Source organism: Amycolatopsis antarctica (genome assembly GCF_002262875.1).
Lineage (GTDB): Bacteria > Actinomycetota > Actinomycetes > Mycobacteriales > Pseudonocardiaceae > Amycolatopsis > Amycolatopsis antarctica.
Genome location: NZ_NKYE01000003.1, coordinates 164,090 through 186,556, shown reverse-complemented (window position 1 = coordinate 186,556; position 22,467 = coordinate 164,090). Strand labels below are relative to the sequence as shown.

Here is a 22,467-nt window from a genome sequence, read left to right as displayed (position 1 = left end):
GTGGCTGATGCTGACACGCAGGCACACGACGGTGCGCGCTGTTGAGGCGTCCGACCGGTTCCCGGAGGGTGGCTCTACCGATTCGGTGACCACCTACGCGGACACCACGACGACCCTCACCGCGCAGCCCGTCGACGACGATCCGTCGCTGTTCGACGACAGCGAACCCGCCGACGACATTGGCAGCGGCGAGGTGCCCGATGAGGGCGCCACGCCTACCGCCGGTGTCGACCCGGACGAGCACACCGGCGACGAGCTACGCACCATGGCGAGCGAGCTGGGGCTGCCCACGTCCGGCAGCAAGTCCGACCTCGCCGACCGCATCAACAGCCGGCTCGGCGAGTGAGACCGGGAGCCCCCGCGACCGGCGAGGCCGTGAGCGGTGTCTGTGGTGGTCGCCGCGGGGAAGGTGGCGCCGACCGTCGGGGGCTCCCACCCTCTACCATCATCTCTGGAGGATCGAATGTCGGTTCGTTGGATGGCTCAGCACGAGCAGGGACACCCACATGCGGTGACCACGGGCTCGGAGCTTGAGGCCGTGTACGACCGTCTCGGCTACGTCACCGTCCCCGCCCCCGGCTCAACCGAGACCGATCAGGGCATGGACGAACTGAACGACCCGCAGGGCGCCGAGATGCGCCCCGGCGAGACGTTCGACGCGCCGCCACCTCCCACCCCGCACGACGAGTGACCCGCGACCGCTACCCGCGGCGCACCCTGTCGTTCTTCCTCGCGCTCGGGCAACTCGCCTTCGCCACGGTGTGGCTCGCACCGGCGTTGCACTCGTCGCCGTCGGTGCCCGGCCGGGTCTCCGTCATCAGCGAGCTGAACGACTGGTGGCCGTGGCTTTTCGGTGTCGCCGGGCTCTCGCTGCTCGCGGCGACCACAGTCCTGGTGGGTCAGCAGGTGGGGCACTCGCTGTGCGCTGCGTCGTGCGGCGGCTACGCGGCCGCCGGATGGATCGGGGCGCTGTCGTCGACGCCGATCACGAACCTCACGACCGCCCTCGCCTTCACCCTCCTCGCTGGCGCGCACTTCCTGGTGTCGGCCATGTACCGGGAGGCCGCGTGACCGACCTCAACGGTTTGTGGACGGCCATCGCCACCCTGGGCACCGGACTCTTCACGTACCTCGCGACCCGGGGACGCAAGGACAAGGCGGCGATCGCCGACCGCGACATCGCCCGCGACTACATCTCGACGCTCAAGCGCTACATCTACCGGCAGCTCCACCCGCTGCTCGACGCGGCGAAGGTCGACTACCCGCCGGTACCCAAGGAACCGGACTCCGACGAGGTGAAGCCGTGATCGGATCGGAGCGCACCAACGAGCGCGTCAAGAAGGTCGGTATCGCGGTGATGGTCGTCTTCGCTGCCGCCACCGGCTACATCACCGCCGACGGCAAAGAGGCTGCGGTGCAGGAGAAGCAACGCGTCGAGGTGCAGGCCATCGACCTCGCCGACCGCACCCTGTCCGACTGCTCCCGCGACGACAAGGACGTCGACCCCGCGACCTGCCAGAAAGCCGCCGAGGTGAAGCGCGAACAGGTCCCGGTGACGGTCAACGTCCCGCGCCGCTCGGACGCCGAACTCCGCACCCTGATCGTCACAACCATCCGCGACAACCCAGGCTTGGTGCCCGCCGCTGCACCCGGCGAACCCGCCCCGCCGATCGACTACGACGAGATCGTGCGCCGTGTCCGCGCGCTCACCCCGGACCCGCCGCCAGGCCCGGCCGGTGCTGCAGCGGCGCCGGTGGACTATCCGCTGATCGTGCGGACGGTGCTGGAGCAGATCCGAGAGCCGGAGGACGGCGCGGACGGCCGCAACGCGTTCTGCTTCGACAACCCGACCGACCCGAAGTGTGTGCCGCCGAAGGGCGACCCGGGCGCGAAGGGCGCGGACGGGCGCGGCATCTTGTCGCGGGCGATCGGACGGAACACGGACGGCGTGTGCGTGGAGCGCACCACCTACACGGCGCCGCCGACGGTCGAAGACATCCGCCTGCCGGACGCGCAGTGCGAGCCGCTGCCCGCGCCGCCGCCCGCTTCGGAGACACCAGCCGCCGGGTAACACCGGGCCCGCACCGTTGCCGGTATGGACGCACAGACGCTGGCGACGGCGATGGGCTGCTCCCGGGCGGTCGCGGACCGCTACATCGGGGACTTCAACGTCGCGCTCCGACAGGCCGGGTGCACCACAGTGAACCGGGCCGCCATGTACTGCGCACAGATCGGCCACGAGTCGGTCGGCCTGCGGTACATGGAGGAGATCGCGTCCGGTGCGGCGTATGAGGGTCGCAAGGACCTCGGCAACATCCACCCGGGTGACGGGAAGCGATTCAAGGGCCGCGGCCCGATCCAGCTCACCGGGCGGCACAACTACGGCCGGTTCGGCGTCTGGTGCAGGGCCACGGGTCTCGTGTCCGACGCGAACACGTTCGTCAACAACCCCGCCGCCGTCGCCACCTCGAAGTGGGGCTTCCTCGCCGCGTCCTGGTACTGGACCGTCGCCCGCCCGGCACTGAACGGGCAGGCCGACCGCCGCGAGCTGGAAGCGGCGACCCGATCGATCAACGGCGGGTTGAACGGCCTCACCGACCGTCGCGCCCGCTGGAACCGGTGCCTCCAGCTCGGCGCCGCGCTACTGCCGTCCGGCGGTGGCTCCACTCCCGCACCGCACCGACCCGGAGGTATCGAGAGCATGGCTTTCAACGACGGTTTCGACGACTGGGCTGGCAATAAGCAGACCGTCCAGTCGTGGATGAACAACGTGGACAGGAGGGTCGCGGAGACGGCCGCGCAGGTGAAGGCGATCCAGTCCAAAGTGGACTGGATGGCGTCGACGCTGGGGAACACCCCCGACCTGAACCGGGACGGGCGCAAGGGCGATGTGTCCCTTGTGGACTTCCGCCAGTTCCAGGTGGACACGCTCGCCGCGATCCGCGACGCCGTGAACGAACTCAAGGCGGCCACAAAGTGAGCACCCACAACCTGAACCCGTCTCCGGTCAGCGTGTTTCAGCGGTACGCCAAGGCTTTCGCTGCCCTCGCGGGTGCCGCGACCCCGGCGGCCGTGATCGTCGTGCTCGGTCTCGTCGGCGTCACCGTGGACCAGACCGTGGCGGCGGTGATCTGCACGGTCCTCGCCGCGGTGGCGACCCTCCTCGGCCCGGCGAACGTCGAGCCCGCACCGGAATTGCCGCCGCCTCCGGTGCAGGGCACGTACCCGGTCGACGACGAGGACGACCCCGAGGACCCGCGGTGATCTGGGCTACCCCCGCCGAGGTGACCGCGTACCTCGACGCCGACCCCTCGGTGACGCAGCGGGAGGTCGACAAGGCGGTGCGCACCATCGAGCCGAAGACGGTGCGACGGCCGCGCCTGGACCCGGACACCCTGCGCGCCGAGGACGAGACCGTGCGGGGGCACCTGGTGGCCGCTGTCGCGGAGCTGATCGCCGCACGACGTACGCGGGCGGCGCAGGATGCGGCGCTCGACCAGATCGGCGGCGGCGCCGGTGCTCTGCTCGCGGAGGGCGGCAGCATCTCGACGAACACCCTGACCGTCGCCGGGCCACGCACGGCAGGCGGCAACGCCAGGTCACGTGACGATGATGGCCGTCTGCCGATGGCGGTCATCGAAGCGCTCGCCGCGGCGTATGTGATCGGTGGCGGTGTGGCGTCGTGGTGAATCTCCTCCGCTTCATCGGCACCCCGCACCGCGCCGGGTTCCGGCGCTACCTCGAAGACGGCGGCGACGGCCCCGGCTACGGACCGGCGCTGCGCATCGAGGTGCGGTGGGAGAAGACATCCCGGCAGATCCAGACCGCGGAGGGCCGTGTCGTGACGGTCACCGGCATGATCTACGCCCCCGCCGTCGTAGCCCCCGCCGTCGGTGACCAGTTCGCGGAGGACCCGGACACCCCGGACTGGCGCACCATCGTGCAAGTCGATTCGCCGGCGTGGGTGGACGGCACGGTCATGCACCATGAGGTGCTGGTCGAATGAGCGGCCTCGACGGGTTGGATGAGGCCGCGGCGCGGCTGGTCGCGGGGTTCGAGCGTGGCATCGAGGAAGCCGCGACCGAGCTGAAACGGCTGTCGCAGCAACAGGTGCCGTACGACCAGGGCGACCTGTCCCGCTCGGCGAAGGTGTCCACGGACTTCACCGGGGACCGCAAGCAGGCCGCCGTCTCCTACGACACCGTGTACGCCGCACGCCAGCACGAAGAACTGGAATGGCGGCACCAGAACGGGCGCAAAGCCCGGTACTTGGGTGACCCGCTGCGCGCCAACGCTGCCCGGCTGCAGCAGCACATCGCCGACCAGACCCGACGCGCATCCGGCGGGTGACACCCTGGTCTCACGATCATGTCGTGTTGGTGAAGACGTTGGCGCTGCATCTCGCGTCACTCGGCCTGGTCCGGTACCCGCCGGGCGCGCCTGGTGACGTGCCGCCGTGCCATGTCGTCGACATGCCCGACAAGCCCGCCACCGCCGTGTGCGTCTACCCGCGCACGAGCTTCCCACCCGACGACGACCTGTCCGGCTACGAGTGGCCGGAGCTGCAGGTCATCGTGCGCACCGCGACCGATGCGGGGCATGAGGCCGGTTGGGTGCTCGCCGAGCGGATCCGCCTCGCCTTACGCGATACGGCAGAGGTGACGTGGGCGGCGGGCACCGCGCATGTACGGCACGTCTTCACCTGCGACGCCAACGAATCGTCGCCCCTCGAACTGGAACCGCAAGCCGGTAGGCGCCGATGGTCGGTGTCGTTCCAGATCCATCTACTCACGGAGGTACCCGCGCCATGACCACGCCTACTCCCCCGGCGCCGCTCAAGAAGCGGGCCGTCCGATTCCAGCGCCTCGAAGTGAACACCGGCACCGAGGAAACCCCGGTGTGGACCACGGTCCGCGGCATGACGAAGCTGGAAATGCCGATCGAGGCCGAGGAGGTCGACACGTCGGACTTCGACTCCGGCGGCTGGGCCGACTCCCTCACCACGTTCCGGTCGTGGAAGGTCGACTACGAGGGGTTCGAGGGGTTCACCGGCCCCGACGACTCGCCGGTCGAGGACCCGGGCCAGGAAGCGTTGCGCGCCCGGGGAATCCAGACCGGATCCGAGGCGTACGCCGACGTCCGCCTGTTCCGCACGGACAACGGCAAGGGCTACCAGGGTCGTGTGTCGGTCAACTGGAACGGCACCGGCGGCGAAGTCAAGGGCGTCTCCCCGTTCAACGGGTCGCTGACCGGTTCCGGTGTCCTGTCCGCCGCCACCGTCGACCTCGACTGATCAGGAGAACCCCGGCCGTGACCACCTTCCCCGATTACCGCCACTTCGAGGACGAGACCACCAACGAACCACTCGTCCTCCCCGTCCACGGCGTCGAGTACAGCTTCTCGGCGTCCCTGGATCTCGGCACTGCCCTGGAGTTCCAGGTGATGCGTGCCGAGATGCAGCGCTACGTCGAAGACCGCCAGCAGGCGGAGGCCGAGAAGCGGCCGTACCGTTTCACGCCGTCGCAGAAGCTCGTCGATCAGCTCAACGGCACCGACGAGAACGAGCTGTACATGGCCCTCATCGGCGACGAGATGAAGCAGAAGCTGATCGACAACAAGGTGTCGTTTCCGGTGATGCTCCACATTGGAGCGACATTGTTCGCGTGGCACATGAACGGATCCCAGGTCGCCCGGCACGTGTGGACCCGTGGGAAGCTCGAAGAGGGTGATGTCAGCCCCCCGGCCGGTTCGACGGGCGTGTCGCGTCCGTCGAAGACATCCCCGCGTTCATCCAGCCCGAAGAAGCCGCGCAACTCCAAGGCGGCGGCAGCCCGCTCACGTGGGGCGACTACTTCCAACGCTGGTCGCTCATCGAAGCGGACTTCCAGCGGGAGTACCACGTCGACCTGAGCGCGCGGGCCGTGTTGAGGCGGAAGACGTGGCGGTGGTTCACCGTGCGGCTGACCGGGCTGTCCCCGAAGTCGCTGACCCGCCTGTCCCTCACAGCCGACACGGGCAACACCGGCGGTACGGCGGAGGCGTCCATTGAGGACCTGGACGCGCAGCTCGGGATCGTCCGCGAGTGACACCCGGGCCGCACCCTTCGTGGTGTGGCGCTGAATGTCGGGAAGCTCGTAGCCCTCTTCGACGGGGACGTATCCGGGTTCCTCGGCGCGAAAGAACGCGTACAGCGTGAGGGCCGCGGCTTCGACGGCACCACCTACAAAGCTCGCCTCGACGCCGACGACTCCCCGATGACCATGAGTCTGCGCCGCGCGCAGGCCAACCTCGCACGCGCCACCCGCGACGCCGCTGTCATCCAGATCGACGCCGATATCGCACGAGCACAAGCCCGCATCCGGACCCTCGAAGGACAACGCGGCAAGACGAAGATCGACGTCGACGCCAACATTGCCCGCGCCCAAGCGAAGATCCGGCAGCTCGAAGCGCGCCGCAACGTCGTCCGGCTGAACGTCGACGCCAACGCCGGACAGGCGACCGCCGTCGGCCGCCGTATCGGCGCAGCGATGGGTGCCGCCGCCGTCGCCGGCATCCTCTCCGCGGGCATCGGCGCAGCGTTCGCTGTCGCCGCGGCTGGTGCGATGGCCGCCGGGCCCGCGATCCTCGGCCTCGGCGCCGCCGTCGGTGTGACCGCCGGGGCGATGTTCCAGGCGGGCAAGACGGTCAAGGCGTACTCGGATGCGCAGGACGCGGCCGGGGCGGCATCGGGTGGCGCGGCTGGGCAGGAGATGTCGAACGCGATCGCGATCCGCGATGCGCAGGACGGCATCTCCGACGCCCGACGCAACGCTGCCCGGGTCGCCGAGGACACCGCGCGCGCCATCGCGCAGGCACAGGATGCGGTGGCCGACGCCGAACGGGACGCGGCGTGGCAGGCCGAGGAGTCCGCGCGCCGTATCGAGGATGCGCAGCGCGGAGTCGCCGACGCCGAACGCAACCTCGCCGACGCGCAACGCAACTCGGTGCGGGCACAGCAGGCCATCAACGACGCCCGCCGTGACGCCCTCCGCGATCTCCGCGAACTCGCCGAGGTCGTCTCCGACTACGCCCTGTCCGAAGCCGACGCCGAACTGGCTTTGCGGGAAGCGCAGGACCGGCTACGGGAGGTCAACGCCGACTACAACGCGACCTCGCTGGAGCGGGAGCGTGCGGCCCTGTCGGTGCGGCAGGCCGAGGAACGCCTGTCGGATGTGGTGCGGGAGCGGGCCGCCGACACCAACGACTTGATCGCCGCCGAACGCGCCGGGATCGACAATTCGCAGCGGGTGATCTCGGCGCGTGAGGCTGGGGAGGCCGCGACGGATCGGGTGCGGGAGGCGGAGCGGTCGCTGGCCGACGCCCACCGTGCCGTGGGTGATGCGCAGCGGCAGGCGGCGCGGGATCAGATCCAGTCGCAGGAAGCGGTCGCGGACGCTCAGCAGGGTGTGGCGGATGCGCAGCGGGACGCGGCACGGCAGCAGGCCGATGCGCAGGAGCAGGTCGCCGACGCGGTGCAGGGCCTCAACGACGTCATGGCCCAGCAGGGTCAGGCCGCCAGCGGTGGTGCGGCTGGGGTGGACAAGTTCGCGGAGGCGTACGCGAAGCTCACCCCCGCGGGCAAGGCGTTCGTGGATCAGCTCATCGCGATGAAGCCGATGATGGAACGCCTCGGCGACGCGGCCGAAACCGCCGTGCTGCCAGGCTTCACGCGGCTGCTCAAGGCCGGGGAGTCGATGGAGCCGGTCATCGCGCACGGCATCGACGCGATCGGCGGGTCCATGTCGGACACTGCCGACAAGGCCGCCGTCCTCGCCGCTAGCCCTGCGTTCCAGGCGGACTTGTGGAAGGCGTTCGACAACGGCGCGATCGTGATGGACGCCGCCGGCACCGCCGTCGTGACGATGACGTCGCAGCTTGTCGGGTCGATCGCCCGGTCCCGCCCGGCCGCCGAAGGCTTCGCGGACATGCTGGAAGCCATCACCTCCGGCACCGGCGCAATGTTCCGCAACGCGGAGCAGGGAATGCACGGCTACGGCGACACCCTGCGCATCACCGGCGGCATCGCCTACGACGCACTCGCTTTCCTCGGCACACTGATGGCGAACCTCGGCAACAACGGCGCCCCCATGCTCAACCTCGTCCGGGATGCGCTCCGGCAGATCGAGTCCGGGGCGCTCACCCTCTCCACCTCCGGACTCCCCTACCTGCAGGGCGCCACCGAAGGCGCCATGTCCGGGTTCCGGGGCGGCATCACGGTGATCACCAGCCTCATCACTCTGCTCGAAGACATGGGCCTGCCGGTGATGACGATCGCCGGCCAGCTCTGGGCCTTGAACAAGATCAGTTTCGGTGGTGTGCAGGCGGCGTTCTCCGGACTGATGGGGTATATCGGCCGCGAAGTCGCCAAGGGCGACAGCCTCGGCCAGAAGCTCGGCGCCGGCCTCAAGGGCGGATTGGTCGGCGCCGGCATCACCATCGCACTGCTCGCCGTCACGGCGATCATGGACGAGATCGCCGCCAAGAACCAGCGCATCAAGGACGGGCAGCTCCAGAACAAGCAGTCCCAGGACGACTACCGGGCCGCGGTCGAAGCCACCAACGGCGCGATGACCGACCAAGCCGAGCAAAGCATTCTCGGCGGGGAGAACGCGAAGAAAGCCAGCGACAACGTGCGGGCGCTGAACCTGTCGTGGGACGACTACGTGCGCGGCATCACGCAGGGCGGCGCGGAGGCGTCAGCCCTGTACTCCGAGATGGACGGCAAGCTCGAAGGGCTGATCCGCCAGTCCGGGAACTTGTACGGCTCCGACAAAATCATCCAGCACTTCAAGGACCTCCGCGCCTCCGGACAGGGCGCATCGGCGGTGATGGACCAGATCTCCGAATCCGTGTCCTACTACGCCTCCAAGCTCCGCTCGGAGGGAGTGAGCGAAGAGGAAGTCTCCCGCCTCACCGGCCTGTACCGCACTCAGCTCACGCAGATGGCAGACCTCCAAGGCCAGTACGGTGGGCTCGCCGGGTCGGCAGACGCCTACCGGTCGTCGGCGGACGGCGCGGCCGGCGCCACGGGCGGCATGTCCGAGGCGATGGTCCGCGGGCAGTCCAGCTCCGACACCCTCAACGCCGCCTTCGACAAGCTCAAGAGCACCAGCGGTGACGTGGCGTCGAAGGGGCAGGCGATCATCGACATGCTCGACGTCCTCAGCGGACGCCAGCCATCGGTCGAGGAATCGCTGCAGTCCATCAACGACTCCATCCGCGGTGTCGCCGACCGGTTCGGTGAGGGCATCGACAAGTCCAAGGGCTTCGGTGACGCCTTGGTCGATGCGTCGGGGCGGGTGGAGACCATCACCTCGAACGGGTCCGCGCTCCAAGACTTCCTCACCGACAGCGCGGACAAGCTCGGCGCCTACGCCCAGTCCCTTCGGGATGCAGGTACGCCGGCTGGTGAGATCACCGAGAAGCTAGGTGCGCAGCGGGACGCGATCGCGGAAACCCTCACTCAGTGGGGACTCACGCCGGATGCGGTGCAGAAGGTGTTGGACTACTACAGCATCGTGCCGGAGGACATTTCGACCACCGTGTCGCTGCAGAACAGTCCGCAGACGATGCAGAAGATCCAGGAGATTCAGTCCGCGCTCACGCAGCTTGAGCCGGGTGTGCCGGTGCCGGTGAAGATCCTGGATGCGGACGCGCGGGCGAAGCTGCTGGAGCTGGGCTACAAGATCGCACAGCTACCCGACAAGTCGTTCAAGGTGTTCCCCGACACCGCCGAGGGGCAGGCGCAGTACGACCAGTTCATCGCCTCCAATCAAGGCACGGCCGTGGACTTCGTTGTCGGCGCCAACGTCGACCTCGCGAACAACAAGGTCGACGTGTGGAAGCAGAAGGCCGACGGCACGTGGGGTTGGGTGAATGCGGACGCCCGCACAGACCCGGCGAACGGCACGGTGCAGGCGTTCATCCAGAACACCAAGACCGGCGAGTGGACGTGGGTCAACACCGACGCACGGCGCGATCCCGCCGACGGCACCGTGCAGCGCCTCATCCAGGACACCAAAACCGGAGCGTGGACCTACGTCAACGTCGACGCCAACCCGGAAGCGTTCTGGGCCAAGGTGAACCAACTCACCCGGACCCCGCTCTCGGTGGCGGTCAGCCTGTCCCCGGTGGGTGGGGTGATGCAGATCCTCCAGGCCATGAACCCTGGCCAGCGGGCGAAGGGTGGCCCGGTGTCTGCGGGGATGCCGTACCTCGTCGGCGAGCAGGGACCCGAGTACATCTTCCCTGACCGCGACGGATTCGTTGCCACCGCACGGGAAACCCTCGCCATCCAGCAGAGCTTCAACACACCGGCCCCGCAGATGGCGGCCATGAGCCTCGCCCGAGCGGGCGGTGGTGGCGCCGTGGCAGGTGGGGGCGCGGTGTCGGGTGCCACCGTGCGGGTCCAATTGGGACGTGAAATCGACGGGCTGCGCGCCGACGTACAGGGCCTGGCGCGGGCGATCGCGGACCGGCCGACCGTGCTGAAACTCGACTCCCGCGAGATCGCGCGGGCTTCTTCGGTTGGCGCACAACAGAATCGGGGCCGCTGATGTGGATCGGGTTCCCCGGAACAGAGCTTCGCGAGATGCGGAACTTCTCCCGCGGCCTCAGGAAAACGCCGCTGGTGTCGCAGGCACAGCACAACGTCCTGTCCGGGGCCATCCGCGTCACCTCCCGCTCCAAGGTCCCACGCCGCTGGTCCGGCACCCTCCCCTGGATCGACCACGCAGACGCCGACTGGCTCCTCATCCTCATCCGCAAGCTCTACGGCCCCGGCCCCATCGCCATGATCGACCCCTCCACCCGTAACTTCCTGGCCCCACAGCAGAGCGTCGGCCGCGGGCGGCTGGCGCAGTGGGATCCGACCGCCGGAACGGTAACCACTGCCGGTGGACAGGCATTCTGGACCCGCACGGGCACCGCGCAACTCCGCTGGGTGCATCCGATCTGGGGGCGCTGGCCCACCAGCACAGGTCTCGTCGTGTCGTTCCGGCAGTACGCCGGCACCGGGCGCACCGGGCTCCGTTTCTACGACGCCGCCGGCGTCCAAATCAGCGGTGCCGACACTGCGGGCAGCGTGCACACCGCGACGTCCCCGTCGGGTGCGCAGTGGGTCCAGCCGTACCTGTCGGCAACCGGCTCCGGCACCGTGCCCATGCCGCTGTCGTGTCTGCTGTACGGGTCCGTAGCGCCGGAGGACTTCCCGGTCGGTGAGCACTGTGCCGCGTTCGCTATCGGCAACCCGGACGAGATCGTCGATGCCTTGCCGCGCCGCACGGTGGCGCTCGAACTCCTGGAGCAGTTCTGATGCAGAGCGCCGAGGACACGACACTCGCGGCGGCGTTGGCGAGCACCGACATTCAGATCGAGCCGCTGCTGGAGTTCGACTGGGCACGGAATGGTCTGTACAACCACAAGTACTCCGATCTGTCGTGGCTCGTCACGGACGTCACCGACGAGGCCGCCACCATCAAGGGCGACCTCCCCGACGACGTAACACGCACCCTCCAAGGGTTTTCCTCCGCCGAACTGCGCGCAACGCTCGGCGGCGCACGGTACGGCGACGACGACGCGGACACCGCATGGAACGCGCGCCTCGCCGCGGACGGAATCGCCGCCGACCAACTGTTCTCCCCGTACCTGGCGACGTCCCCGCTGTACGGCTACACGGTGACCGGGGTGGCCGTGCGGTACAGCCGTGTCACCTCCACCGCTCTCGGTGAGGTCGTCACCCGCCAGTTCACCGGCTGGCTGCGGTCGTTCGAGATCAACGCTGCTGAGCGGTCAGTGTCCATTGTGGCCTCAGATGTCCTCCACCTCACCAACAAGAAGGTCACCCTGCCACTGTGGGGTGCCTATGCCACTGACGCGGCGTTCGACTACTGGGACAAGACCAACCCCGAGAGCATGGGACGCTCGTACTCGCGGCCCATCTCCCTCACCTGGGCCGTCGAAGAAACCCTACGCCGAGCAGGGGCGCCCACCGGTCCGGTAGCCCGCGACGACGCCCTCTACTACGTGTCCTGCAACGGATCCATGATCCCCTCCGTCGGCGACATCTCCGACAAGGACGTCGGCCGCATCTGGAGTCACGGCGTCTCGTGGCGCAACAACGCCCCGTGGGAAGCAGGCTTGTACGGGCTCGCACCGAAAGCCGTCGACCCCTACCTCGATTGGGGCACCCGCGACTGGGCCAACTACACCGTCGGCCGCGCCGCCCGCACCCTCTACGTCCCCAACAACGGCGGCACCGGCGACGTCACCGTCGGCATGTCCACGTGGGCCAAGACCGACCCCGCCGGCGGACAGGTCCGATTCGCGAAGCTCCACCTCGGCCTCGAACGCAACGACGGGAACGAATCGGCAGCGGTCGGCGTCAACTACCAGCCCGCAGGCATCAGCATGGTCGTCTACGACGCCGGGTATGTGTGGCTGCGGATCAAGGGCAGCACGTGGTCGTGGTGGCGCGGCACAGCCCCGTCGAAGGGCTGGCACTTCTACGACTGCCGTATCCGGCTCACCGGGTCGGCGATCACGTGCGAGCTGCGTATCGACGATGTGCTCGTGTCGCTGCCTGAATGGACACCATCCCCGTCGACTGGTTGGACTACTGCGGGTTTTGAGCCAGTGACCAATTTGAAGCGGAATCCGACGGCGGCGACAGCGAACTTCCCGGTGCAGCACATGCAGATCTATGCCGGGAACACCGCGACAGTGGGCGCGTACAACCCGGATGCGAAGCACCCACCGAAGACCGCCGACGGACGCCCCTTGGCGGTCGTGCACGGTTCGTCGCTCGCGGAGCTGACGTTTCTGCCGGATTCCAGCGAGGTCGAACCGTGGGAGCTACTGGGTAAGCTCGCGGGCGCGGACTTCGCCGTCGTGCACACCGACGAGTACGGCACTGTCCATTATGTACCGCACTACAACATGCGCAACGACTGGAAAATCGCGCAGGCGTCCGCGCCGACGATCGACGACGACCGGCTCCTCGGCTACCTGGTGAACCCGACGTTCGATGGGAAGCGGAACCGCATCACCATCCCGTACACCGAGCGGCGCGCCGAGGAAGCCATCGTCTGGGAATGCGACAACCCGAGTCTTTTCCACGCCAAGGAGAATTACACCACCATCCGCGACGTCGCCATCCAAGACGTGATCTCCGTCCGCGGCGGCCGCCTGCCCCACAACACCGACCCGGATGGTGCAGCCGTCGATGACGTGTACGCCGGATGCGCCGGCAACGTGTACGGGGAGAACTGGTCCGTGATCACTCCCGACGGGGTTTCGGACACCGACGTGTGGCCCGGCGAGAATCAGCGCACCCTCAAGCTGTACCAGCTCGTCTACAACGCACCCGACCCGTGGCGCAGTGTCCGGCCGTCATTCGCGGGCGGCAAACAGGGCGCGATCTTCGTGCCCGGTTCCCGCTACACCAAAGTGAACCCGCTCAAGACCACCGTGTCCCGGACGTCGGACATCGCCACCTACGGTGTGCAGGAACTGATCTTGGATGAGCACCCGTGGCGGCAGACCCGCGACACTGCGGTCGCGATCGGCACCTCAGTCCTGAACGACACCATCGTCCCGTCACCGCTGATCGACGGCATCGAGATACACGCGGACCCCAGAATGCAGTTGCGGGATGTGGTGAAGCTGACGAGTCAGGAGGGGATCACGGGTGCGATCTTCGCGCAGATCATCGGCATCACCCGGCTCGATTCGCCGTCCGGTGGCTCCATCGACCGCCTCGCCATGCGAGTGCTGCGCACCCCCGGCCAGTGGATCCTCGGCGACCCCGACCTGTCCGTCCTCGGTACGACCACGATCCTCGGGAGCTGACCGATGACTTTCCCTGTCCCCACCTACGCCGACGGCACCATCATCGACAACCCGAAGTGGTCCGCGCAGGTCGCCGCGATCAACGACTTGAACAACCGAGTCGGACCGACAGGTGTGGCGCTCAACGTCCGTGCGGACGCCCTCGAAGCGCTCACCACCAACACCGGCACCAACGGCGGCCAAGGCAACGCACGACTCGCCGACCGCCTCGGCACGGGTGTGGGCACCGGAACCAACACCACCACCGGCAGCGCCGCCTCACAGCTCGCATCACTGCGCACCCGCATGACCTCCGGCGAAACCACCGACACCGACCACGCCGGGCGCATCGCCGCGATGGAAACGTCCCGCACCAACGGGTGGAAAGGCGGCTGGGTCGCTTCCGGCACCCGGCAGCGGTTCACCGGTGGCGCAAACCTGATCTTCAACTCCAATCCCGAAACAGGCGTTGGCGTGTCGTACTCCGGAGGGCTGTTCACGTTCACGAAGTTCGGGAAGTGGGCGCTCAAGGCGACTGTCGCATTCGGCGAACCCACCTCCGGTGACTCGGCCCCGGCGGCCGGGACAGCGCTCGCGCTCCGCTTCAAACGCCAGTCCGACGGGGCAACATTCGGCCAGAACATCGGGCAGCTCGTGTCCAGCGGCTTCGGTGGCGGCACGGCTATCGGCTGGGACCCGGACATCCAGTCCGGGGCGGCCGTCTGGTCCGTGGAGATGGTGCCCTCCGCGACACCGGTCACGGTCGCCGCCGACTCCCGAGTCGCCTTCACCGCCACCTACCTCGGCAGCTAACCCACCAACCAGCAGGGGGAGACCATGCGTGTCGTCAGGAAGCCGGAGTCCTTCGAGGCCCACGAGATCACCACCGTCACCAAGGTGGCCGACTTCGAGGCCCTGTACCGGGCCGTCGTGCCGGACGGGGGCGCCACCATCGAAGCTGCGAAGGTCGGCGCGCAGTGGTTCGTCACCACCTCGGAAGACCCCTCGTGGGCCGGACGGTTCCAGGTCGGCGATCTCGTCTGCTACATGGCGCCGATCTTCATCAAGCTCGAACCGGTCGCCGACTTCGTGCCCTACGCGGACGTGTACGTCACCCCCTGACACAACAAGACCCCCGAACGATTACCGGTCGGGGGTCTGTCGCGTGTGGACGGTCAGCGCACCTCAGCGAGGAACGCACGCCACGCCAGCGAAGCAACGTCGAGCGTGCCAGCGTCGCGGTTCTTGGTGTCGCGGATGCCCACGCGGTCGGCGAACTTCACCTCGACGCATTCGCCGTTCTGGCCGCTGTAGCTACTGGTCCGCCACTGGTCAGTGTGTCGGTCGGTCATGCTGTCGTCTCCAATTTGTTGATCTGGTCCCTGATCAGAGCCTTGGTGTCGGCATCCGAGTACGCAAGCTGGCGCAGCTCATCGGCAAGCTCTGCGTACCCCTCAACGTCATCCGAGCTGTCCACGAACTGGCCGGTCCGGTGGTTCTCCATGTGCACGTGGGACTGCTGCCCCTCGAACTCGTACAGCAGGAACGAGCCGTGAAGGCCACCGTGCCAGTCACCATCGACCGGCGCGACCTGCAGGGTGACCGCCGGGAAATCGGCCACCCTCAGCAGGTATCGCAACTGGTCCGCCATCACCTCGGCGCCACCCACCCGGGCCTGGATCGCGGGCACACCGAGCACCGCGGACAGCTTGATCGGATCGTCCCGCACGATCGCGTGCTGCCTGCCGAGCCGCAACGTCAGCCGGTAGTCCACCTCGGCCTGCGTCAGCTTCCCGCCCGCGCCGATCACCGCCTGCGCGTACGCCCGGGACTGCAGCAGGCCGGGCACCTGCAGGGGCGACCACACTGTCATCGACGACGCGGTGCGTTCCAGCTCCATGACGCCGGCAAGCTGCTGTGACACACCGGGCGGGCCGGTGGTGACGAGGTTCGGTCCGGGGTTCCGGGCGAGCGTCAGGATCATCTCTTTCTCCTCGCCGACCACGCCGAGCGCGGCGACGACGGACACGACACCCTCGTAGGACGGCACGACCTGCCCCTTGAACCAGCGGGACAGGCTGGCGTGGCTGACGCCGACCTGATCGCCGAGGGCTCGCAGGCTCATGCCGGTCTCACGCTTCCGACGCTCCCAGGTGTCGCGGAGTACGCCCGCGAGTGTCCGGTCCCGTGAGGTGGCGGCCGGGCCGCCCTCCTCCGTGGTGCGTGTCATGTACCAGAGTCTATCGCGTGGCTCGCGCGGCCACCCTGGTCCCTGCCCCCGGCTTGCATCGCTGTTACGCATGGTGCAGCATGTTACGCACCAAGACTGAGCGTGTACCAGAGGAGCAGCGCATGGGAATCGCAACGTGGCTACTGCCGATCCTCGTCCTCCTCGCGCTGCTGCCGCTGGCGCACCGCGCCGTCCGCGCCCGCACTCGACAGCCGGGAGCCGACGAACAGGCCGAAGCCGAGCAGATCGAGAAGATGCTGCCCGCGTTTCAGGCGGCGAACGCACTGACCCGGGCACGACGGTGACCGCCGCCCCGGCACTGGACGTGCTGTACCGCGAGTGCACCGACGACGGCCTCCTCCACGCCTACCCGGCGAGCGACGTCCGCGACCACACCTGCTTCTACCTCCACCCCATCGGGCACATCGAAGCCCACCGGCGACCACACGTCATCGCGACCACCACCAGCAGCCGCATGTGCCCCACCTGCGCCCTCGCACTCGGAGACCACCCATGACCGGACGCCCCGGCCCGATCCCCGTCGACCCCGCCCTGCAGGTCGTGTGGAACATCTACACCCGCTCGCAGCACTACACGCCGATGATCCGCGGCGCCGTGACCCCCGCCGAGTACCGGAAGGTGGTCGGCGAGATCGCCGACGAGCTGACCGCGGCTCGCGACGAGCTGCACACGATCGCCGAGCAGGCGACCCGATGAGCCCCCGGCCGGTGCACTGGCCCCGAGACGGTGCACCGGCCGGGCCACCACAAGGACCACATGATCGACGACGACACCCCACCGTGCCAGGTGTGCCACGGCGCGAAGATCCAGCACGTCCACTACCGCGTCCACGGGCGCACGATCCACACCACCCGCACATGCCCCCACTGCCACGGCACCGGCCTCGAACCGATCTGACCGTGCGTCTGCCCCGCCAACTGCACTGGCCATCCCAACGCGACCACGACCGCGCCGAACACACCTGGCAGGCCCGCCACGACGCCACGGCCGCCTTCTACCAACGCACCCCCGTCGACGACGCACTGCTACAACGCGTCCTCGACGGACTGCGGAAGCTGTGACCGAAGCACCACCACACGAAAGGATGACGCATCATGATGGCGAAGACCCCCGACAATCGGCAGGTTTTCACCTGCCCGACGTGCAACGGGAAGACCTACAACATGGTGTCCCGGCAGGTGAAGCGCGGCAAGGAATACGTCACCGAACAGGTCAAGGAGGACTGCGGGCAGTGCGACGCATCCGGTCAGATCGTGAGCGGACCGGCGTAGGGTGGCGGCCATGCCGGACGACGAGAAGCCACAGGACCCCCCGCGCAGCTTCCGCACCGTGTGCCCGGAATGCCACGGCGACGGACACCGCACCGTCCCGACGGCGACCGTGAGCGGCATGACGGCGCTGTCGACGAAGCCGTGCCGCACCTGCAAGAAGTCCCGCAGCTCGCACCCCGGTTGGCTGCCCGGGATCGTCCCGCCGGTCTGACCCGACAGCATTCACCGAGGCCCCACCGCACACCCCGGCGGTGGGGCCTCTCTCACGTCCGGCGTCGGCGTGCGGCAACCGACTTGCGGGCGATGTCGCAGTAGAACGCGCGACGCGCCGACGCCGCAGCTTTCGCCCGGTCCTGTGGCGACATCAGCCCATGCGGGTCCACCTGCCGCTCAAACCGCTCGTCGGCCGCCGTCCGTGCCGCCGCTGTCCGGCGGGTCCTGTCCGAAGTGCGCGCCCATGAGTGGTGGGCGGCGGCCCGGGACTGCGCGGTCTTCTGCTCAGGCGTCATGCTCATGCCCAGAGTGCACAGCGCTGGTGTCACCGCGTACAGCGCTACACCCGGTCGCCGCGCGCCATCTCCATCGATGCTTTCCGCGCCCGCGCATCCGCCATCGACGACCCGTACCGCTTCACCATCTTCGACCCCGGCGTCCATCCGCCCAACCGCTCCACCACGCCCTCCGACGCGCCGTTGTCCAGCATGTCGTGCGCCCACGTGTGCCGAAGCTGATGCGGCCACACGTGGCCGAGACCTGCCGCTTCACACCGACGATCGATCATCTCCCCGACCCCTCCACCCGTGAGACGCCACGTACCGGTGTCCGACGCGCGGTATGACAGGAACAGCGGCTTCGAGGTCGCTGCCGGGCGGGTCGCGCGCACCCGCAGGTACTTGCGCAGCGCGAGCGCAGTCTTTCCCCCGATCGGCAGCGTGCGTGTCTTGCCGCCCTTCCCGGTTACCGTCACCTCCTGCGTGCGGAGGTCGAGGTCGTCGACATCGATCCCCACCACTTCGCCTCGCCGGACTCCGGTGTCGAGCAGCAGCCGGATGATGGCGGTGTCGCGGATGGCGAAGAAGTCGCGGCCGGCGGTCGCCTTGAGGAGTGCGGCGAGACTGTCGTCGTCGATGATGGGGACGGGGTGGTCCTTGGGGACGGGTAGCGGGATCCGGGCGGCCGGGTTGACAGTCAGGTCGCAGTCGTGGGTGTCGACGAGGTAATCGAGCCAGAAGCGGACAGCGAGGAGGCGCACCCGCCGGGTGGCTTCTTTCCGTCCTTGCCGGGTGAGGTGGCCGAGCCACAGGTCGATGTGGCGGCGGTCGATGTGTTCGGGGGCGGTGACGTGTGGCTGTGCGTCTCGCGCCCAGGTGATGAATTGGGTGACGCCGCGCACGTACACCTCTGTGGTCTCGGCGGATACGGTGCCGTTGTCGAGGACGATCTGCCATTCGTCGAGCCAGTCGGCGAGCGTGTCGAACATGTGGTGGTTTCCTCTCCATGCAACGCTATGCGGAACACTTACCGACCAGGAGAGCGCGCCAGTGTCACCTAAACCCGCAGGTCAAGCGGAATATCTGCACCTGACCGGTGAGCGCACCGTGCCCGGGGTCGCCGAGGAGAACTACTGGTTCCGCCGCCACGAGGCCGCGTATTCGGCGCTGCTGCCCTACTGCGCGGGCGCGACCGTGCTGGAGGCCGGCTGCGGTGAGGGATACGGCGCCGGGCTGATCGCGACCCGCGCCGCCAGGGTGCTCGCCCTGGACTACGACCGTCCTACCGCCGAGCACGTGGCACGCGGCTACCCCGGCATCGGCGTGGCGCAGGCGAATCTGGCGTACCTGCCACTGGGAACGTCCACTGTGGACGTCGTGGCGAACCTCCAGGTGATCGAGCACCTGTGGGACCAGGACTGCTTCCTCGCCGAGTGCCTGCGGGTACTGCGTCCCGGCGGACGCCTGCTGGTGACCACCCCGAACCGGCTGACCTTCACGCCGGACAGCGACGTACCGCTGAATCCTTACCACACAAGGGAACTAGCACCGTCCGAACTGGACGGACTGCTACGGTCGAACGGTTTCCAGGTGGAACTGCTGCACGGCCTGCACCACGGCCCGGCAGTGCGCGAACTGGACCGGCGGCACGGCGGGTCGATCATCGACGCGCAGCTCGCGGTCGTCATGGGAAACCTGCCCGGGCAGACCCGCTGGCCGCCGGAGCTGCTGGCCGAGATCACGGCCATCCGCGCGGAGGACTTCACGGTGCACGGCGAGAACCTGGACGAGAGCCTCGACCTGGTGGCCGTGGCGGTGCGTCCGTGAGCGGATCCGAGGGCACCTTCTGCCTGGTGCTGCACAGCCACCTTCCTTGGCTGCCCCATCATGGCCGGTGGCCGGTCGGCGAGGAGTGGCTGTACCAGTCGTGGGCACACTCGTACCTGCCGGTGCTGGACCTGGTGCGCCGCTTCGCCGACGAGGGCCGCCGGGACGTGCTCACCCTCGGGGTGACGCCGGTGCTGGCGGCCCAGCTCGACGATCCGTACTGCCTGCGCGCCTTCCACGACTGGCTCGGCGACTGGCGGCTGCGCGCCGAGCACGCGGCCACGCTGTGGCGGGGCGACGGGGTGCTGCGCTCGCTGGCCGCCGAGGAGCACCGGGCCGCGACGACCGCGCTGACCGATTTCGAAACCCGCTGGCGGCACGGTTTCTCCCCGATTCTGCGTTCCTATGTGGACTCCGGAACGATCGAGCTGCTCGGCGGTCCGCTGACGCACCCGTTCCAGCCGCTGCTCGATCCGCGGGTGCGCTCGTTCGCACTGCGCGGCGGACTGGCCGACACCGCACAGCGGATCGGCAGCCGCCCGGCCGGCATCTGGGCCCCGGAGTGCGGGTACGCCCCGGGAATGGAGACCGCGTACGCCGCCGAGGGTGTCGAGCGTTTCCTGGTGGACGGGCCCGCGCTGCACGGCGACACCTCGGCGGCGCACACCGTCGGGCAGTCCGATGTGGTCTGTTTCGGGCGGGACCTGGAGGTCACCTACCGGGTGTGGTCGCCGAAGGCCGGTTACCCCGGGCACGCGAACTACCGCGACTTCCACACCTGGGCGCACGAGGTCGGGCTGAAGCCGTCCCGGGTCACCGGCCAGCAGGTGGAACCGGCGGACAAGGCACCGTACGAACCCGCGCTGGCGGCGGGCACCCTGCGCACGCACGTGGCGGACTTCGTCGACACCGTCGTCGCGCGGCTGCGCTCGCTGAAGGCCCGGCACGGCCGTGAGTCGCTGGTGGTCGCCGCCTACGACACCGAACTGTTCGGCCACTGGTGGCACGAGGGCCCGGCCTGGCTGGAGGGCATCCTGCGCGCGCTGCCGGAGGCAGGCGTGCGGGTCACCACCCTGCGCGGCGCGCTCGATGCCGGGCACCTCGGCGCACCCGTCGACCTTCCGGCGTCGTCCTGGGGGTCGGGGAAGGACTGGCGGGTCTGGGACGGCGAACAGGTGGCCGACATGGTCACGGCGAACTCGGCGCTGCAGCAACGGCTGCTGGGTGTCGCCGGGCGGGCCGGGCAGCGCGACGCGATGCGCGACCAGGCCGTGAGCGAGGCCCTGCTCGCGCTGTCCAGCGACTGGGCGTTCATGGTCACCAAGGACTCCGCCGCCGACTACGCGCGCAGGCGGGCGCTGGCGCACACGGAACGGTTCGACGAACTGGCCGGGCTGCTCGGCCGCGAGGACCCGGCGGCCACCGCGCGCCTGGCCGAACTGCGCGCCCAGGACAGCCCGTTCGGCCACCTCGACGCCCGCGACCTGTACTTCCCCTGACCCCGGCGACCCACTCCCGCCGCGGCACTCGTGCTGGGCAGGGCGACGGCGTCCACGGAGGGCAGCGCGCTGCACCCGGACGGCGATCCGTGCCGTTCCTGATTCCGCACCGTGCGTGGTTCCGGTCCCGGGGAGAACCGGAACCACGCACGGAAGCCTCCCGGCGCGACCCGGATCAGCGGACGCGCAGGCCCCAGGTTCCCTTCCACTCGTCGCCCGCGGCGATCACGGTCAGCCCGTCGCCGGTGTTGAAACTGTTGGGAGCACAGCTCACCGGTTCCACGGTCAGTCCGGAACGGGGCTCGTGGCCCTGCGGGTCGTCGTCGGTGTAGACCTGCAGGTAGCCGTAGGAGGAATCCAGCCACAGCTCGACGTCCCGGCCGCCGGGGCGGGTGAATCCGACCACGGCCAGGCCGTCCCGGTCGCGGGCGAGGTCACCGAACGCGGTGTCCATCACCGTCGCCCCGATCGGGGTGCGCTCACGGAAGTCGTACTCGGTGCCCTCCACCGGCGCGGTGCCGGTGGGGATCAGGTTGTCGTCGACGAGGTAGTACGTGCTCGCCCCGAGACGCAGGTCCATCGTGTCGATCGTGCCGGCGGCGGCGGCGATGTAGGTGTGGTTGGCGGTGCCGAACGGTGCCGGGCCGGATCCAACGTTGCGCGCGGTCAGCGTGCTGCGAACCCCGTTGCGGTCCAGGGAGAACTCGATCCGGAACACGAGGTGGAACGGGTAGCCGTAGTTGGGGTGCTGCTGCGCCTCCAGCACGACGCTGTCCTTGCGGTGCCGGACCGGCTGCCACTCGACGAAGCTGAGCAGGCCGTGCAGCGCGGTGCCGCGGTCGGGCTCGTTGATCGGTACCTGGTACTCCTCGCCCTCGAAGGTGTACTTGCCGCCCTCGATCCGGTTGGGCCACGGAACGATGGTCTTGCCCTGGTATCCCTCGCCGACGACGTCGGGGGAATGTGTCAGCAGCATTTCCTTGCCGTCGACCTGCCAGTTCAACAGCGTCGCCGACACCCCGGCGACGACGGCGCGCTGGTTGCCGCGCCGCAGTTCGTACAGCCTGCCGACGGCGGTCTGCCGCCGGTTGCCGCCGTGGCCCTCGGTCTCCGGCGTGCCACCGTCCCCGGTTGCGGTGGTCCCCGCGGGGTCGGCTTTGGCGATTCCCGCCATCGCCGTCATCGCGCCCGCGGCGACGGCCGCTCCCAGCGCTCCCCTGCGCGACATCGTTGTCCAGCGCTGCGTTTCGTCCGACACTGGT

32 protein-coding genes are annotated in these 22,467 nt (G+C 68.8%); 27 read left to right on the top strand and 5 right to left on the bottom strand.

Features of this window, described 5'->3' with window-relative positions; genetic code table 11:
• Nucleotides 1-7 precede the first annotated feature (7 nt).
• From CFN78_RS06760 to CFN78_RS06675, 19 genes are all read left to right on the top strand, one after another.
• The gene (locus tag CFN78_RS06760) at nucleotides 8-346 is read left to right on the top strand and encodes an SAP domain-containing protein (RefSeq protein WP_094861740.1); all 339 of its coding nucleotides are present in this window, start codon (nucleotides 8-10) and stop codon (nucleotides 344-346) included.
• Nucleotides 347-511: 165 nt separating this feature from the next.
• A complete protein-coding gene (locus CFN78_RS06755; RefSeq protein WP_094861739.1) occupies nucleotides 512-691 on the top strand; it encodes a hypothetical protein in 180 nt (59 codons plus the stop codon).
• Nucleotides 688-1,071, top strand: coding sequence for a hypothetical protein (locus CFN78_RS06750; protein WP_094861738.1), 384 nt, complete (start codon nucleotides 688-690; stop codon nucleotides 1,069-1,071). Before CFN78_RS06755 ends, CFN78_RS06750 begins: the two co-directional genes overlap by 4 nt.
• The gene (locus CFN78_RS06745) at nucleotides 1,068-1,307 is read left to right on the top strand and encodes a hypothetical protein (protein ID WP_094861737.1); all 240 of its coding nucleotides are present in this window, start codon (nucleotides 1,068-1,070) and stop codon (nucleotides 1,305-1,307) included. Before CFN78_RS06750 ends, CFN78_RS06745 begins: the two co-directional genes overlap by 4 nt.
• Nucleotides 1,304-2,071 (top strand): hypothetical protein, encoded by a 768-nt coding sequence (locus CFN78_RS06740; protein WP_094861736.1) that lies wholly within the window; start codon nucleotides 1,304-1,306, stop codon nucleotides 2,069-2,071. The genes CFN78_RS06745 and CFN78_RS06740 overlap by 4 nt, the downstream gene beginning before the upstream one ends.
• A gap of 24 nt (nucleotides 2,072-2,095) precedes the next feature.
• The gene (locus CFN78_RS06735; protein ID WP_094861735.1) at nucleotides 2,096-2,980 is read left to right on the top strand and encodes a glycoside hydrolase family 19 protein; all 885 of its coding nucleotides are present in this window, start codon (nucleotides 2,096-2,098) and stop codon (nucleotides 2,978-2,980) included.
• Nucleotides 2,977-3,264, top strand: coding sequence for a hypothetical protein (locus CFN78_RS06730; RefSeq protein ID WP_094861734.1), 288 nt, complete (start codon nucleotides 2,977-2,979; stop codon nucleotides 3,262-3,264). Before CFN78_RS06735 ends, CFN78_RS06730 begins: the two co-directional genes overlap by 4 nt.
• Nucleotides 3,261-3,689: a hypothetical protein gene (locus CFN78_RS06725; RefSeq protein ID WP_094861733.1), complete on the top strand. Its 429-nt coding sequence runs from the start codon at nucleotides 3,261-3,263 to the stop codon at nucleotides 3,687-3,689. Before CFN78_RS06730 ends, CFN78_RS06725 begins: the two co-directional genes overlap by 4 nt.
• Nucleotides 3,683-4,006 (top strand): hypothetical protein, encoded by a 324-nt coding sequence (locus CFN78_RS06720; protein WP_094861732.1) that lies wholly within the window; start codon nucleotides 3,683-3,685, stop codon nucleotides 4,004-4,006. Before CFN78_RS06725 ends, CFN78_RS06720 begins: the two co-directional genes overlap by 7 nt.
• Nucleotides 4,003-4,350: a hypothetical protein gene (locus CFN78_RS06715; RefSeq protein ID WP_094861731.1), complete on the top strand. Its 348-nt coding sequence runs from the start codon at nucleotides 4,003-4,005 to the stop codon at nucleotides 4,348-4,350. Before CFN78_RS06720 ends, CFN78_RS06715 begins: the two co-directional genes overlap by 4 nt.
• Before the next feature lie 29 nt (nucleotides 4,351-4,379).
• Nucleotides 4,380-4,811: a minor capsid protein gene (locus CFN78_RS06710; protein ID WP_240519331.1), complete on the top strand. Its 432-nt coding sequence runs from the start codon at nucleotides 4,380-4,382 to the stop codon at nucleotides 4,809-4,811.
• Nucleotides 4,808-5,293 (top strand): phage tail tube protein, encoded by a 486-nt coding sequence (locus CFN78_RS06705; protein WP_094861729.1) that lies wholly within the window; start codon nucleotides 4,808-4,810, stop codon nucleotides 5,291-5,293. The genes CFN78_RS06710 and CFN78_RS06705 overlap by 4 nt, the downstream gene beginning before the upstream one ends.
• 17 nt (nucleotides 5,294-5,310) lie before the next feature.
• Nucleotides 5,311-5,910: a DUF7426 family protein gene (locus CFN78_RS06700; protein WP_094861728.1), complete on the top strand. Its 600-nt coding sequence runs from the start codon at nucleotides 5,311-5,313 to the stop codon at nucleotides 5,908-5,910.
• An 11-nt stretch (nucleotides 5,911-5,921) separates the two neighbouring features.
• Nucleotides 5,922-6,086 (top strand): hypothetical protein, encoded by a 165-nt coding sequence (locus CFN78_RS29055; protein ID WP_165777470.1) that lies wholly within the window; start codon nucleotides 5,922-5,924, stop codon nucleotides 6,084-6,086.
• A gap of 24 nt (nucleotides 6,087-6,110) precedes the next feature.
• On the top strand, nucleotides 6,111-10,595 hold the full coding sequence (locus CFN78_RS06695; RefSeq protein ID WP_094861727.1) for a phage tail tape measure family protein: 4,485 nt from the start codon (nucleotides 6,111-6,113) through the stop codon (nucleotides 10,593-10,595).
• Nucleotides 10,596-10,630: 35 nt separating this feature from the next.
• Nucleotides 10,631-11,353 (top strand): hypothetical protein, encoded by a 723-nt coding sequence (locus tag CFN78_RS06690; RefSeq protein WP_133116294.1) that lies wholly within the window; start codon nucleotides 10,631-10,633, stop codon nucleotides 11,351-11,353.
• Entirely contained in the window at nucleotides 11,353-13,887 is a 2,535-nt protein-coding gene (locus CFN78_RS06685; RefSeq protein WP_094861725.1) for a hypothetical protein, read from the top strand. Before CFN78_RS06690 ends, CFN78_RS06685 begins: the two co-directional genes overlap by 1 nt.
• Nucleotides 13,888-13,890: 3 nt before the next feature.
• The gene (locus tag CFN78_RS06680) at nucleotides 13,891-14,679 is read left to right on the top strand and encodes a hypothetical protein (RefSeq protein WP_094861724.1); all 789 of its coding nucleotides are present in this window, start codon (nucleotides 13,891-13,893) and stop codon (nucleotides 14,677-14,679) included.
• Nucleotides 14,680-14,703: 24 nt separating this feature from the next.
• Nucleotides 14,704-14,988, top strand: a complete 285-nt coding sequence (locus CFN78_RS06675) for a hypothetical protein (RefSeq protein ID WP_094861723.1) — start codon at nucleotides 14,704-14,706, stop codon at nucleotides 14,986-14,988.
• A gap of 53 nt (nucleotides 14,989-15,041) precedes the next feature.
• Here CFN78_RS06675 and CFN78_RS06670 read toward each other — a convergent pair whose 3' ends face one another.
• Nucleotides 15,042-15,218, bottom strand: a complete 177-nt coding sequence (locus CFN78_RS06670; protein WP_094861722.1) for a DUF397 domain-containing protein — start codon at nucleotides 15,216-15,218, stop codon at nucleotides 15,042-15,044.
• Nucleotides 15,215-16,096 (bottom strand): helix-turn-helix domain-containing protein, encoded by an 882-nt coding sequence (locus tag CFN78_RS06665; RefSeq protein ID WP_094861721.1) that lies wholly within the window; start codon nucleotides 16,094-16,096, stop codon nucleotides 15,215-15,217. Before CFN78_RS06665 ends, CFN78_RS06670 begins: the two co-directional genes overlap by 4 nt.
• A 122-nt stretch (nucleotides 16,097-16,218) precedes the next feature.
• On the opposite strand from CFN78_RS06665, the gene CFN78_RS06660 reads away from it, so the two are divergent.
• The 6 genes from CFN78_RS06660 (at nucleotide 16,219) to CFN78_RS06645 (ending at nucleotide 17,599) form a co-directional block, all read left to right on the top strand.
• On the top strand, nucleotides 16,219-16,401 hold the full coding sequence (locus CFN78_RS06660; protein WP_094861720.1) for a hypothetical protein: 183 nt from the start codon (nucleotides 16,219-16,221) through the stop codon (nucleotides 16,399-16,401).
• On the top strand, nucleotides 16,398-16,613 hold the full coding sequence (locus tag CFN78_RS06655) for a hypothetical protein (protein ID WP_094861719.1): 216 nt from the start codon (nucleotides 16,398-16,400) through the stop codon (nucleotides 16,611-16,613). Before CFN78_RS06660 ends, CFN78_RS06655 begins: the two co-directional genes overlap by 4 nt.
• Nucleotides 16,610-16,813: a hypothetical protein gene (locus tag CFN78_RS06650; RefSeq protein ID WP_094861718.1), complete on the top strand. Its 204-nt coding sequence runs from the start codon at nucleotides 16,610-16,612 to the stop codon at nucleotides 16,811-16,813. The genes CFN78_RS06655 and CFN78_RS06650 overlap by 4 nt, the downstream gene beginning before the upstream one ends.
• A gap of 60 nt (nucleotides 16,814-16,873) precedes the next feature.
• On the top strand, nucleotides 16,874-17,014 hold the full coding sequence (locus CFN78_RS29050; RefSeq protein ID WP_165777469.1) for a hypothetical protein: 141 nt from the start codon (nucleotides 16,874-16,876) through the stop codon (nucleotides 17,012-17,014).
• Between the two features lie 197 nt (nucleotides 17,015-17,211).
• On the top strand, nucleotides 17,212-17,388 hold the full coding sequence (locus CFN78_RS29045; RefSeq protein ID WP_165777468.1) for a hypothetical protein: 177 nt from the start codon (nucleotides 17,212-17,214) through the stop codon (nucleotides 17,386-17,388).
• A 10-nt stretch (nucleotides 17,389-17,398) separates the two neighbouring features.
• Nucleotides 17,399-17,599, top strand: coding sequence for a hypothetical protein (locus CFN78_RS06645; protein ID WP_133116293.1), 201 nt, complete (start codon nucleotides 17,399-17,401; stop codon nucleotides 17,597-17,599).
• 52 nt (nucleotides 17,600-17,651) lie between these two features.
• Here the strand turns inward: CFN78_RS06645 and CFN78_RS06640 are convergent, their stop codons facing one another.
• Nucleotides 17,652-17,903, bottom strand: coding sequence for a hypothetical protein (locus CFN78_RS06640; protein WP_240519310.1), 252 nt, complete (start codon nucleotides 17,901-17,903; stop codon nucleotides 17,652-17,654).
• Between the two features lie 38 nt (nucleotides 17,904-17,941).
• Complete coding sequence (locus tag CFN78_RS06635) at nucleotides 17,942-18,868, bottom strand: tyrosine-type recombinase/integrase (protein ID WP_094861716.1); 927 nt, start codon at nucleotides 18,866-18,868, stop codon at nucleotides 17,942-17,944.
• Nucleotides 18,869-18,929: 61 nt separating this feature from the next.
• Between CFN78_RS06635 and CFN78_RS06630 the strand changes: the two genes are divergently transcribed.
• Both CFN78_RS06630 and CFN78_RS06625 read left to right on the top strand, forming a co-directional pair.
• Nucleotides 18,930-19,706 carry a class I SAM-dependent methyltransferase gene (locus tag CFN78_RS06630; protein ID WP_240519309.1) on the top strand — a complete coding sequence of 259 codons (777 nt, stop codon included), beginning with the start codon at nucleotides 18,930-18,932 and terminating at the stop codon, nucleotides 19,704-19,706.
• Nucleotides 19,703-21,205 (top strand): 1,4-alpha-glucan branching protein domain-containing protein, encoded by a 1,503-nt coding sequence (locus CFN78_RS06625; RefSeq protein ID WP_094861714.1) that lies wholly within the window; start codon nucleotides 19,703-19,705, stop codon nucleotides 21,203-21,205. The genes CFN78_RS06630 and CFN78_RS06625 overlap by 4 nt, the downstream gene beginning before the upstream one ends.
• A gap of 175 nt (nucleotides 21,206-21,380) precedes the next feature.
• Here CFN78_RS06625 and CFN78_RS06620 read toward each other — a convergent pair whose 3' ends face one another.
• Nucleotides 21,381-22,463 (bottom strand): aldose 1-epimerase family protein, encoded by a 1,083-nt coding sequence (locus CFN78_RS06620; RefSeq protein ID WP_240519308.1) that lies wholly within the window; start codon nucleotides 22,461-22,463, stop codon nucleotides 21,381-21,383.
• Between the last annotated feature and the right edge of the window lie 4 nt (nucleotides 22,464-22,467).

What these genes read in the sequence shown, in the direction of transcription:
- CFN78_RS06760 (WP_094861740.1), top strand. Translation starts at nt 8, where the DNA reads ATGCTGACACGCAGGCACACGACGGTGCGCGCTGTTGAGGCGTCCGAC.
- CFN78_RS06735 (WP_094861735.1), top strand. Translation starts at nt 2,096, where the DNA reads ATGGACGCACAGACGCTGGCGACGGCGATGGGCTGCTCCCGGGCGGTC.
- CFN78_RS06715 (WP_094861731.1), top strand. Translation starts at nt 4,003, where the DNA reads ATGAGCGGCCTCGACGGGTTGGATGAGGCCGCGGCGCGGCTGGTCGCG.
- CFN78_RS06705 (WP_094861729.1), top strand. Translation starts at nt 4,808, where the DNA reads ATGACCACGCCTACTCCCCCGGCGCCGCTCAAGAAGCGGGCCGTCCGA.
- CFN78_RS06690 (WP_133116294.1), top strand. Translation starts at nt 10,631, where the DNA reads ATGCGGAACTTCTCCCGCGGCCTCAGGAAAACGCCGCTGGTGTCGCAG.
- CFN78_RS06685 (WP_094861725.1), top strand. Translation starts at nt 11,353, where the DNA reads ATGCAGAGCGCCGAGGACACGACACTCGCGGCGGCGTTGGCGAGCACC.
- CFN78_RS06680 (WP_094861724.1), top strand. Translation starts at nt 13,891, where the DNA reads ATGACTTTCCCTGTCCCCACCTACGCCGACGGCACCATCATCGACAAC.
- CFN78_RS06675 (WP_094861723.1), top strand. Translation starts at nt 14,704, where the DNA reads ATGCGTGTCGTCAGGAAGCCGGAGTCCTTCGAGGCCCACGAGATCACC.
- CFN78_RS06670 (WP_094861722.1), bottom strand. Translation starts at nt 15,218, where the DNA reads ATGACCGACCGACACACTGACCAGTGGCGGACCAGTAGCTACAGCGGC.
- CFN78_RS06665 (WP_094861721.1), bottom strand. Translation starts at nt 16,096, where the DNA reads ATGACACGCACCACGGAGGAGGGCGGCCCGGCCGCCACCTCACGGGAC.
- CFN78_RS06660 (WP_094861720.1), top strand. Translation starts at nt 16,219, where the DNA reads ATGGGAATCGCAACGTGGCTACTGCCGATCCTCGTCCTCCTCGCGCTG.
- CFN78_RS06650 (WP_094861718.1), top strand. Translation starts at nt 16,610, where the DNA reads ATGACCGGACGCCCCGGCCCGATCCCCGTCGACCCCGCCCTGCAGGTC.
- CFN78_RS29050 (WP_165777469.1), top strand. Translation starts at nt 16,874, where the DNA reads ATGATCGACGACGACACCCCACCGTGCCAGGTGTGCCACGGCGCGAAG.
- CFN78_RS29045 (WP_165777468.1), top strand. Translation starts at nt 17,212, where the DNA reads ATGATGGCGAAGACCCCCGACAATCGGCAGGTTTTCACCTGCCCGACG.
- CFN78_RS06645 (WP_133116293.1), top strand. Translation starts at nt 17,399, where the DNA reads ATGCCGGACGACGAGAAGCCACAGGACCCCCCGCGCAGCTTCCGCACC.
- CFN78_RS06640 (WP_240519310.1), bottom strand. Translation starts at nt 17,903, where the DNA reads ATGAGCATGACGCCTGAGCAGAAGACCGCGCAGTCCCGGGCCGCCGCC.
- CFN78_RS06635 (WP_094861716.1), bottom strand. Translation starts at nt 18,868, where the DNA reads ATGTTCGACACGCTCGCCGACTGGCTCGACGAATGGCAGATCGTCCTC.